This is a genomic window from Vibrio ordalii ATCC 33509 (genome assembly GCA_000257205.1).
Lineage (GTDB): Bacteria > Pseudomonadota > Gammaproteobacteria > Enterobacterales > Vibrionaceae > Vibrio > Vibrio ordalii.
The window spans coordinates 1-10810 of record AEZC01000253.1; the positions used below are offsets into that span (position 1 = coordinate 1).

The window sequence follows — 10810 nt, forward strand, 5'->3', positions numbered from 1 at the left end:
GGAGTCACGACCAACTTTTTAAACTAACCGTTTACTCATTATTCAATAAATATTTAAAACAGGCCTTATCACAAAGGCCTGTTTTATTCTAACGCACAAGTAAATAATAATAAATATTATTTAAAAAGATGGCGACTTTTTATCCTTTCCTATCTCTGAAAAACAGATCAACAAGCCACATAAGATCGTTAGTAAATAAATAAGATGTGTATGGTGCAAAGGAACATCAGTTAAACCGGCAAGCATAAGAATAATAAGCATGCTATTAACTAGTGGATTACCGATATATTTAACACCCGAACAAGTAAAATTAATGATTAAAGTAAGACAAAATAAAAACATTACCAGAGTTCCCACCACCCCATAGCGGGCTAAAGAATCTAAATATTGATTATGTAAATGGGGCTGAGCTGCCGCACCTTTATTATTGATACTCGCAATGCTCTTTTCAAGAGCATCATCCCCAAGGCCCAAAATAGGGTTATGAGCAATCACATCCAAACCATGCTTCCATAAGTCCAAGCGAATACCGATAGAGGTATGATGGTTCCCTTTCTCTATCATCGAAATTTCGTATTGCGTCTGTTTAATCCGAGTATCAATTTCTTTCTCAAAAAATGCATAAAATAGCACCGAAATGGCACATATTGAAAAACACAAAAAAATATAATGTTTAACGGTCGGCTTTACTGCAACAATCATCAAATAAAGAATCGCCACAGGTAAAAAGAGAATTACCCCTCGCACATCGGTCATGATAATGGCCGCCAATGAAAGCAAGCCGCCTATACCAGCAAACGTTTTCAATACTTTATCTGATTGATTTAAAACAAAGTAAACGCAACACAACAAGAGAAAAGAAACATATAAAGCATAAGGTATCGGGTTTGTCGCAATGCCAACACGCGCAATGTTCATCACAAAATGTTCATACAACGCATTTAGCCCACAAATAACTGAAGCTAATGCAACAATGTAATAAATCCACTGGCGTGATATTTTATTCCACGGCACAAAAAGCAAATAAACCAAACTTGCAATCAACGTTCTAGGTAAAGAAAATTCATCACCACGGAAAAAGTGATAGCCAGAGAAAATCACTATCATCAATAATCCAGAGATAAAAAATCCCCTTAACTCTGAATTCCAGTTTTCCCTAATTGCCTCGCGATATTTTAACAAGCAATAAAGAGAAACTATTGGTATCAACCGTGAAAGAATAAACTTACTATCAGAAAAATTAAATATAAGCATTAACACAACTACTAATGGTGATAGTAAAAATAACTTTTCTATATGATTAATTGTTTTATTTTTTATAAGCATTATTTGCTAAGGCCATTTTTAATTTTCGATACAGTGAGTACAGTTCACGAGTGGGTTTTCTGTGCAATGGCGCTTTGGGTTGCTGTTCATTTTGAAACGTTGTTTCAAAATATTGAGGGTTTGCCACTACACTTGGTAAAAATAAAAATGAAGGCATCTGATGCAAATATAGTGACCCCATATAGTTATCAACAGGCATCGACCAATACTGTGAAGCTTTAAGTAATTTCGTTGCTGCATCAGGAGAAAGTGCATAAGCTCTAGTGCCACCAAAATTATTACTTAGAAAATGGATGTCGTAGTTATTTGACTGTTCCTTCAAGAACAGCTCACTACGATCACAAGCTTCCTCCAATCTCAAAAAACCATATTCTTGGGTTTTAATTTTGATTAGATCAATAAAATCTATAAAGCAGGGTAATAACTCAGCATCATCCTCTAAAACAATGATCGGCTCATTCAACTCAACACTCTTTTGCCAGAGTAGATAATGGCTCGCGTAGCAGCCCATCTCCCCTTTTGAAGGCATTTTACCACTGGTAAACCATAACCGATTGGTATAGTCATAATTGGCAAATAAAGGGTGTGGAGGAACAACTCGACCATCAATCGCATCAAAGAACTCAAAATCTAGGCCGTAATTAGCCATTTGTTGCTCAATGGATGCTCGTCTTTCTAGGCTGTTTTTAAGGCTAATAACGTAGATTTTCATCACAAAAACTCGAATTTCTATAATATGCTCGCCAATGTGCTGCACAATACTTATTCTCAGATTGAAGCGAATTAGAGCATATCTTGCCTAGCATTTGAATGTATTTGTTAGCAGAAATTGAGTTTTATCAAACGAGCGCTGTGCTAGAATGGCCGCAAAATAAGAATGACGGTGAAAAATGAAGTTACTGATTGTGGGCCCTTCATGGGTAGGCGATATGGTGATGTCACACAGTTTATACCAACGCCTCAAGCAACAGCACCCTGATGCACAAATTGACGTTCTAGCCCCCGCTTGGTGTAAACCAATTTTGGAGCGTATGCCAGAAGTGAATTGCGCGATTGAAATGTCGATTGGGCACGGCGCTTTTAATCTTGCAGGTCGATGGGCGCTCGCCCAAGAGCTAAAACGCAACAATTACACTCATGCGTATGTCTTACCAAATTCGGCAAAATCAGCGCTCATACCGCTATTTGCCGGTATTCCTTCTCGTACTGGCTGGAAGGGTGAGTTTCGCTACGGCTTACTTACTGATCTTCGCCCTAATCGTAAAGTGTTCCAGTATATGGTTGAACGCTATGTGGCTCTTGCTTATTCAAAAGAAAGTATGCTCGATGAAGTACAGCTAGAAAACTGCCCTCACCCTTCTTTATTAGTTGATAGCAAAGCTCAGCAATATGCCATTTCAAGATTAGGCTTATCGACAACCAAACCAATTGTCGGTTTATGCCCAGGGGCTGAGTTTGGTCCGGCTAAAAGATGGCCTGACCACTATTATGCTCAAGTTGCACAACACGCTATTGAAAGCGGCTATCAAATCTGGCTTTTTGGCTCGACCAAGGATAGCAAAGTATGTGACCTCATTCGTTCAGCACTTAGCACCGAACAACAAAAATATGCCTTTAATCTAGCTGGACAAACCTCACTTGTTGAAGCCGTGGATCTGTTGGCGGCTTGCCATACCGTCATCAGTAATGATTCAGGATTAATGCATGTCTCCGCCGCCGTAGGTTGTAATATCGTCGCAATTTATGGATCAAGTTCACCGCAATACACGCCACCGCTAACTGAGCGCTTAGAAATGGTGTATACCGATATTGAATGCCGCCCATGCTTTAAGCGAACCTGTCCATTAGGGCACTTAAATTGCTTAAATCAACTGCAACCGATGCAAGTTATCCAAGCTTTAGATAGATTTATTGGAAAAGATTCATGAAACACCTCTGGTTTGAAAAAGGGGCTTATGCCTCGAAGGCAGCACGCCAATACTTGAATGGTTATTTTAATCCTTTGGCGATCAAGAAAATCGCCGTCATTCGCCATGCTGCGCTCGGTGACCAAGTCATTGTGCGCCCCTTTTTGATTGAAGCTCGGAAGTTCTTCCCTCATGCAGAAATAACCTTAGTCACCGTTTCAAACTATCTCTATGGAACACCAGCAGAGTTAGCGGATAAAACAGTGGTAATGAAAAGCCGTGAGGATTCAAAGCACCTATCACTCAAGCAAAAATGGGATGATTACAGCCAACTAGAAGAACAAGATATTATTTTTGATGTTGCTGGGACAAGCCGATCTTATTGGATGACATTACTGACCAAAGCAAAACTCAAAGTTGGCTTTCCTTACGCGCCATTTTTATGTGGCACCTTATATAACTTGGCAGTATTCCGTTCTGACTTTCAACCAGAAGTAGAATGCATGCTCGATATGCTTAAAATCCTTGGCCACAGCCCAAGCTATCCTCTCGATTTTGCCTATCCAGACAACAGGCAAATTTGTGATGTTGAGACTCCTTACCTTGTCTATTTTAGTGGTGCTTCACAACTGAGAAAAATCTTATCTAAGCTTGAAATGCGAGCTGTCATCGAGCAAACCATTGAGCAGCAGCCCAATGTAAAACATGTCTTCCTTGAGGGAAAAAATGAGTTTGAAAAAGGTGAGTATCTACAAGATCTTGCAGAGGCTGGAAAATTAACGATTCAGCCATGCTTACCTTTAGATGAATTAGTCACGTTTATTGCGAAAGCAACATTAGTGATTGCTCCAGACACTGGCATACGCAATGTGGCCATATCGACCCACACACCAACTGTTGGTATTTTTTACGCTACCGTCCCTTTTCGTTATACACCACTTTATGAAACACATACGATCGTGATGAATGCCAATGGTGAAAAGCCTTCTACTGAGCAAATTACTGCAGCGATTACTGCCACGTTGAAACAGCGCTCGATAACCGAAAAAAACAGATAGGATCAATCAATATGAGCCAAGTAACCGTATTAATCGCCAACCGATTAATCCGCTTGACCGGGAATATTTTTAAAATACTCGCTTACCCATTTCATTGGGTGTTTCCAAAATTGCGTTTTACCATTCCTGCCTATTCACCAGCAAAATTGGCACGCTCTAATCGCAGCGCTATCCCACGTACAATTTGGCAAACCAACTTTACCGATCAAGCCTCTCTACCCGTTTATATTAACTACTTATTTAATCGATTAATGTCGCTCAATTGTGACTATCGCTATGTGAGTACCGAAGCCCGTGGTGAGTATTTACAAACCCACGCATCAACTGAAATCTATGATGCTTACATGCGGCTAACCAACGGCGCTGCTCAAGCCGATTTATGGCGTTTGGTCGTACTCAATAACGAAGGGGGCGTCTATATGGACATTGATGCAACTTTGGTATGGTCTCTCGATAAACTGATTGGCGATGAACAACAAGCGGTTTACATAAAGATTGACAACAATACCCGTTTTACCAACTACTTTATCGCCTCAGCACCTAATAATAACGACCTCAGCCAAGCGATTGAAAAAGTACTGCATAACATTGAGAACTACGACCCTAAAATGGGCGTTTATTATTCAACCGGGCCTGGCGTATTTGATGAATTACTAAAAGGCAGAGAAGATCTTTGCACAAAAAATAGAAAATACGTTTGTATTCAAGGTAGTTTTACCAATGAACATTTTCAATATATAGATCGCCCTCGTTCGAAGTGGACTCACATTAATCCGGATGATTTGGTAAAGAAAAAGGAACCGTAGAGTGGTGATTCGAGCTCTCTATACCTTACTGCTCTGTGTAGCTTCTCCTTTTTTAATGTGGAGCTTGTACAAAAAGCGGCCGGGCAAGCCGTGTGTTGGTGCTCGCTGGAAAGAGCATTTTGGCTTCACGCCACCGCTTAAAACTAATCAATCCCCTATTTGGATCCACGCGGTATCCGTTGGAGAAACGCTTGCCGTTTCTCCACTGATAAAAAAACTCAAATCACAATATCCTGATCAGCCGATTGTCATTACAACAACAACGGCTACGGGCGCTGAGCAAGCGGCTAAATTACAAGGCATTGCCGAACATCGCTATATGCCATTTGACTTCTCTTTTGCCGTACACGCTTTCATCAAGCGGATAAAACCAAGCCAAATGCTGATCATGGAAACTGAACTTTGGCCGAACACGCTGCATACTGTTGCAAAAGCGGGCATTCCTATCACTGTTATTAATGCTCGCTTATCTGAGCGTTCATGCCAACGCTACGCTAAATTTCAACCGATATTTAACTTGTTAGCCTCTCACTTAACCCATGTACTTTGTCAGTACCCAGATGATGCGCAGCGCTTCATTCGACTCGGATTACCTGCTGACAAAGTGACAGTCACCGGTTCGATGAAGTTTGATATCAATATCGATAAACAAACCATAGAAAAAGGCCAGCAGTTAAGGCATCAACTAGGTAAAGAACGACCAATTTGGATTGCCGCAAGCACTCACCAAGGTGAAGATGAACAAGTGTTAGCCGCTCATGCAAAAGTACTTAAAGCACACCCTAGCGCACTGCTTATGCTTGTCCCGCGTCACCCTGAGCGATTTAATGCTGTTTTTGAGTTATGTAAAACACAATTTATGAGTGTGCGGCGAACTCAAACAGAGAATAAACTCGATCCAGAAGTACAGGTCTATCTAGCTGATACTATGGGGGAGATGCTAGTACTCATGGGATCTGCTGACATTTGCTTTATGGGCGGAAGCTTAGCGGGTGACAAAGTCGGTGGGCATAATTTACTCGAGCCAGCTGCGCTTGGTTTACCCATGTTGACTGGCCCAAGCTATTACAACTTCAGTGAAATCACTCAAGCCCTCAATCAAGACGATGCTTGTGTGATCACACAAGATGCAGAGCAAATTGCACAAAGGCTTTGCGAATGGTTCACTGATAACAAACAGCGTATTCATCGCGGCAAGCAGGGTTATCAAATCGTAGAACAAAACCGTGGCGCTCTTGCCAAAACACTTGAATATTTAGATTTATAAAGAGAATACTCTTAATGAAACGACTAATTGTTGATCTTGATGGGACACTAACTCAAGCCAATACTTCCGATTATAAAAACGTCCTACCGAGAATGGATGTGATTGAACAACTGCGGAATTATAAGCAAAAGGGGTTTGAGATTGTGATTTCAACGGCGCGTAATATGCGCACTTATGACGGTAACGTCGGTAAAATCAATATCCACACTCTTCCTATCATTACTGAGTGGCTGGATAAACACCAAGTTCCGTATGATGAAATTTTAGTGGGCAAACCTTGGTGTGGACACGACGGCTTTTACATTGATGATCGCGCCGTGCGCCCTACCGAATTTGCCTCGATGAGTTTGGAAGAGATCCACCAACTGTTTGCAAAGGAAAAATCATGTTCCTGATAATGTCTGGTGCCTACGTCGGCCAAGAATTGGAATCTGAATTTGGACGTATTCCACCTAGCTTTCTACCTTTAGGCAATCGACCTCTTTTCCAACATCAAGTCGCTTTAGCACCGCAGGGGGTGCAGATCTATCTCTCCTTGCCCGAGTCGTTTACCATCTCAGAAATCGACAGTCAGTGGCTTGAACAGCATCAGGTGACGATTATCGCTACGCCTGATGGACTGAGCCTTGGCGCTTCTTTGGTTGCTGCACTCAATATTAGTGGCCACTCACTTAATGCACCACTGCACATCCTCTACGGTGATACGCTTTTTAACCAACTTCCTGTTGGCGATGATATTGTCAGCGTTTCCACCGCGAAAGACAGTTATAACTGGGCCGTATTGACTAATGATGACGTTGATTGGCTACAAGATGCCAACACTCCAATGAATAGCGAAAGTCAGCGGATTATCGATGGCTACTTCAAGTTCAGCCGCCCACGGGAACTGGTTCGCAGTATTACACAGAGTGAGTGGCAATTTATTGCTGGTCTTAACCGCTATCATAAAAACGTAGGCTTAAGTGCCGTTAACTCGATTGGCTGGCTCGATTTTGGTCATGTGAATACTTACTATCACTCCAAGGCTGAATTCACCACCCAGCGCGCCTTTAATGAACTAACCATAACCGCCAAATGGATTGAAAAATCGAGCATAAAGAACCAAAAAATCGCTGCCGAAGCCTACTGGTTTGACAATCTGCCGATGGCGATGCGTGGTTTCATTCCACAATATTTAGGCAGCCAAAACAGCGAAGGGAAAATTTCCTATCGCTTAGAATATCTCTACCTCACTGCGCTGAATGAGTTATTCGTTTTTTCCAAGCTGCCGAGTCAAATCTGGCAAAAAATATTAGCCAGCGCGGTGGAGTTTTTAAGCCTATGCCTTGAGCAACCTACCGAGCCGAATGATCCCATCAATACTCTCGACATACTGTTTGCCGATAAAACCACTCTACGCCTTAACGAATTCTGTGCATCGCGACGCATCACGTTAGAAAAAAAGTGGCAATTTGCAGGACAAGATGTCTCGCTCGCGCAAATTCTGCGCGATAGCCAAAAACATCTGCCTAATGGAGAACCCTTACTGGGCGTCTTGCACGGTGATTTTTGCTTTAGCAATATTTTGTATGACTTCCGTGCCAATAAAATTAAGACCATTGACCTTAGAGGGATGACGCCTGACGGGCAGAAAACACTGTACGGTGATATCCGCTACGATCTCGCTAAGCTGAGTCATTCGATTCTGGGGTTGTATGATTGGATTATTGCCGGTTACTACCATGTTGAAATTGCCGATAACGCGATCGAATTAAAGATTGCCGAACAGAGTCAACATAAAGAGACGCAGCAAGGCTTTATCGAGTTAATTGAACAGACTTTTGGCCTCACGGCGAAAAATCTCTACGCGATGCAAATTCAACTTTTCTTATCGATGTTGCCTTTGCATGCCGATGATCGTCACCGTCAAGATGCTCTATTTGCCAATGCATTTCGTCTCCACCAAATTTTATTGAGGCTTGATCAATGATTGTGATCCCAATGGCGGGAATGAGTTCTCGCTTCTTTAAAGCCGGCTATACCCAGCCCAAATATAGGCTTGAAGCCCACGGTCAAACCCTGTTTGAACACTCGGTCAACAGTTTTGCCAAGTATTTTGCTAACACACCGTTTCTGTTCATTGTGCGTAATGCTTACGACACCCCGGCGTTTGTGCGCGAAAAAGCCACTCAACTTGGCATTAAACAGTTTTACATTGCTGAATTGCATACAGAAACTCGCGGCCAAGCCGAAACGGTGACTTTAGGGTTAGAAGAACTCGTAAAACAGGGCGTGGACTATCAAGGTTCGATCACTGTGTTTAACATCGACACATTCCGTCCGAACTTTGTATTCCCGGACATTAGTCAACATAGCGATGGCTACCTAGAAGTGTTTCAGGGCAGCGGTGACAACTGGTCTTTCGCCAAACCAGAACATGCCGGCAGTACTAAAGTGATCCAGACCGCAGAGAAAAACCCGATTTCCGATCTCTGTAGTACCGGGCTTTATCATTTCAATCGCAAAGAAGATTACTTGGAGGCGTATCGCGAATACGTTGCCAGACCAAGCCAAGAATGGGAGCGAGGCGAGCTATACATTGCACCGATCTACAACCTGCTCATTGAAAAAGGGTTGAATATTCACTACCACTTGATCGCACGCCATGAGGTCATTTTTTGTGGCGTGCCAGATGAGTACAGTGACTTTTTGAGGCAGCCACAACCATGATCAATATCGATGATGAAGCGATCACCTTTGTTGTGCAGGGGCCAGTGCAAGCCAGTGCTAGTCGCCAGCAAATCTCGGGCATCACAGAGCAGTGCTTGAAGTCCATACGGCGCTTTTTTCCTAAATCGACCATCATTCTGTCGACTTGGAAAGGGCAGCCGTTGGATGGCCTTGATTACGACCAAGTGTTGGAATTGGATGATCCCGGCTCAAATACCGTTTTTTATGACGGTAAGCCGCTCAAACTCAATAACAATCGTCAGATGTACAGCACTCACATGGGGCTGAAAGCGGTAACAACGCCTTACGCAGTTAAGCTGCGTACCGATAATCTGCTGACTGGTCGCCAATTTGTTGAACTGTATCAAGAGTATGCCGATCTACCCAGAGCACAAAATTATCAGTTTTTGACTCAGCGAGTGCTCACCAGCAGTACGTTTTTTATTTCAAGCCACTACGGGCATCCGGTTCATTTTCATAAAAGCGATCTGTTTGATTTTGGCCTAGCTCAAGATCTATTAAAAATTTGGTCTGATCGCTGGATACCAGAATTACACTTTACGCTTAAGCCGGGCTACAAAGCACGCCACCCAGCAACAGAGCAAGTTTTATGTCTGAATTGGATCTCAGCGCTACTCAGTGAAGAGCACCATATCGAGAGTAAAACCTGCGATCATGCAGGGTTAGGTGAAGAGTTTTGGCCACAGTTTATAGCGAATAACTTACTGATTGATGGCCCAGAAAAACTGGGATTAGATGTGACTGAGCGCTTCTATAAACGAGGTAATCTGGCGCTTGAATATGACCTTAAGGATTGGCTGTATCTTAACAGTTTGATCTCTAAAAATACTCTAATCGATAAAAAGCGTATTTATAGAGCATATAAAAAATGGACAGGATTGATGATTAAGAAAATCCATCCAACTCGAGTGACAAAATAAGAGTTTCCAATTGATAGCAAAGCGATTGAACAAGATTAATTGACTATGAAAACCCAAAAACGCTTTTTAACTGTTAATGAGCTTATTCAGTTAAAAAAGTCCCATATCACGCTCAAAAAGTGGTTTAAGAAAGCCTATAAGATCGCTGAGCCACTCGCGATTGAACCACACACACACTTTAGTATCTCAAGAAATCATTTGTGGCAAATGGGGGCATTTTCATACTCCCATTCTGCACTGCCAGTAGATTCAATCGTTGGTCGATACTGCTCGATCTCTGGCGGTTTAAAAATAATCGGTACTGAGCATCCTCTCCACACCTTTACAACATCGCCATTAACTTATGAGTATGATTTTCTGGGTGGTGAGCGCCAGCCATTCGCACTAAAACCGCTCAAAACAGCAGAAAGATTGGTCATAGGTAATGATGTATGGATTGGACAAAATGTATCTTTAAAGGCAGGGATAAAGATTGCTGATGGTGCAGTGATCGCAGCCAATGCAGTCGTAACCAAAGATGTCCCACCATACGCAGTTGTCGGCGGCATTCCGGCCAAAGTGATAAAATATCGCTTCTCAGAAAGTGAGATCTGTCAGCTCCTAGAACTAAAATGGTGGAATTATCACTATAAAAATTTTGTAGGTATGGATTTGAATTTTTCAGGTGCACAGCTGTGTGACTATTTTGGCCAACGACTCCCCAAACTTAAGCCATACACACCAGAAAAAATTCATCTAAGCTAGCTAACCTGTGCTTTAGCCGACAAGACATATGCCACTGGACTAATGTATTGGT

11 protein-coding genes are annotated in these 10810 nt (G+C 42.3%); 9 read left to right on the top strand and 2 right to left on the bottom strand.

Translation table 11 applies throughout. From position 1 onward, the window contains the following. Nucleotides 1-120 precede the first annotated feature (120 nt). Together VOR_RS0116370 and VOR_RS0116375 are read right to left on the bottom strand one after the other, a co-directional pair. Entirely contained in the window at nucleotides 121-1326 is a 1206-nt protein-coding gene (locus VOR_RS0116370) for an O-antigen ligase family protein (protein WP_029627304.1), read from the bottom strand. Next, nucleotides 1310-2038, bottom strand: a complete 729-nt coding sequence (locus VOR_RS0116375; RefSeq protein ID WP_029627305.1) for a glycosyltransferase family 25 protein — start codon at nucleotides 2036-2038, stop codon at nucleotides 1310-1312. Before VOR_RS0116375 ends, VOR_RS0116370 begins: the two co-directional genes overlap by 17 nt. 178 nt (nucleotides 2039-2216) lie before the next feature. Between VOR_RS0116375 and waaF the strand changes: the two genes are divergently transcribed. From waaF to VOR_RS0116425, 9 genes are read left to right on the top strand one after another with little or no spacing between them, the layout of a single operon-like run. Next, nucleotides 2217-3254 (top strand): lipopolysaccharide heptosyltransferase II, encoded by a 1038-nt coding sequence (waaF, locus tag VOR_RS0116385; protein WP_010320766.1) that lies wholly within the window; start codon nucleotides 2217-2219, stop codon nucleotides 3252-3254. After that, on the top strand, nucleotides 3251-4291 hold the full coding sequence (locus VOR_RS0116390) for a glycosyltransferase family 9 protein (protein ID WP_010320767.1): 1041 nt from the start codon (nucleotides 3251-3253) through the stop codon (nucleotides 4289-4291). The genes waaF and VOR_RS0116390 overlap by 4 nt, the downstream gene beginning before the upstream one ends. 11 nt (nucleotides 4292-4302) lie before the next feature. Then, on the top strand, nucleotides 4303-5097 hold the full coding sequence (locus VOR_RS0116395) for a glycosyltransferase family 32 protein (protein ID WP_010320768.1): 795 nt from the start codon (nucleotides 4303-4305) through the stop codon (nucleotides 5095-5097). Nucleotide 5098: 1 nt separating this feature from the next. Then, nucleotides 5099-6364 (top strand): lipid IV(A) 3-deoxy-D-manno-octulosonic acid transferase, encoded by a 1266-nt coding sequence (waaA, locus tag VOR_RS0116400; protein WP_010320769.1) that lies wholly within the window; start codon nucleotides 5099-5101, stop codon nucleotides 6362-6364. A gap of 14 nt (nucleotides 6365-6378) precedes the next feature. Continuing rightward, entirely contained in the window at nucleotides 6379-6759 is a 381-nt protein-coding gene (locus VOR_RS0116405; RefSeq protein WP_010320770.1) for an HAD-IIIC family phosphatase, read from the top strand. Further along, the gene (locus VOR_RS0116410; protein ID WP_029627307.1) at nucleotides 6750-8333 is read left to right on the top strand and encodes a capsular biosynthesis protein; all 1584 of its coding nucleotides are present in this window, start codon (nucleotides 6750-6752) and stop codon (nucleotides 8331-8333) included. The genes VOR_RS0116405 and VOR_RS0116410 overlap by 10 nt, the downstream gene beginning before the upstream one ends. Then, on the top strand, nucleotides 8330-9073 hold the full coding sequence (locus tag VOR_RS0116415) for a glycosyltransferase family 2 protein (protein WP_010320772.1): 744 nt from the start codon (nucleotides 8330-8332) through the stop codon (nucleotides 9071-9073). Before VOR_RS0116410 ends, VOR_RS0116415 begins: the two co-directional genes overlap by 4 nt. Continuing rightward, complete coding sequence (locus VOR_RS0116420; RefSeq protein ID WP_010320773.1) at nucleotides 9070-10014, top strand: WavE lipopolysaccharide synthesis family protein; 945 nt, start codon at nucleotides 9070-9072, stop codon at nucleotides 10012-10014. The genes VOR_RS0116415 and VOR_RS0116420 overlap by 4 nt, the downstream gene beginning before the upstream one ends. Before the next feature lie 45 nt (nucleotides 10015-10059). Continuing rightward, nucleotides 10060-10758 carry a CatB-related O-acetyltransferase gene (locus VOR_RS0116425; RefSeq protein WP_010320774.1) on the top strand — a complete coding sequence of 233 codons (699 nt, stop codon included), beginning with the start codon at nucleotides 10060-10062 and terminating at the stop codon, nucleotides 10756-10758. Nucleotides 10759-10810: the final 52 nt, after the last annotated feature.

Coding starts and splice junctions, on each gene's coding strand:
- VOR_RS0116390 (WP_010320767.1), top strand. CDS start 3,251: ATGAAACACCTCTGGTTTGAAAAAGGGGCTTATGCCTCGAAGGCAGCA.
- VOR_RS0116415 (WP_010320772.1), top strand. CDS start 8,330: ATGATTGTGATCCCAATGGCGGGAATGAGTTCTCGCTTCTTTAAAGCC.
- waaF (WP_010320766.1), top strand. CDS start 2,217: ATGAAGTTACTGATTGTGGGCCCTTCATGGGTAGGCGATATGGTGATG.
- VOR_RS0116410 (WP_029627307.1), top strand. CDS start 6,750: ATGTTCCTGATAATGTCTGGTGCCTACGTCGGCCAAGAATTGGAATCT.
- VOR_RS0116425 (WP_010320774.1), top strand. CDS start 10,060: ATGAAAACCCAAAAACGCTTTTTAACTGTTAATGAGCTTATTCAGTTA.
- VOR_RS0116405 (WP_010320770.1), top strand. CDS start 6,379: ATGAAACGACTAATTGTTGATCTTGATGGGACACTAACTCAAGCCAAT.
- VOR_RS0116375 (WP_029627305.1), bottom strand. CDS start 2,038: ATGAAAATCTACGTTATTAGCCTTAAAAACAGCCTAGAAAGACGAGCA.
- VOR_RS0116370 (WP_029627304.1), bottom strand. CDS start 1,326: ATGCTTATAAAAAATAAAACAATTAATCATATAGAAAAGTTATTTTTA.
- VOR_RS0116420 (WP_010320773.1), top strand. CDS start 9,070: ATGATCAATATCGATGATGAAGCGATCACCTTTGTTGTGCAGGGGCCA.
- VOR_RS0116395 (WP_010320768.1), top strand. CDS start 4,303: ATGAGCCAAGTAACCGTATTAATCGCCAACCGATTAATCCGCTTGACC.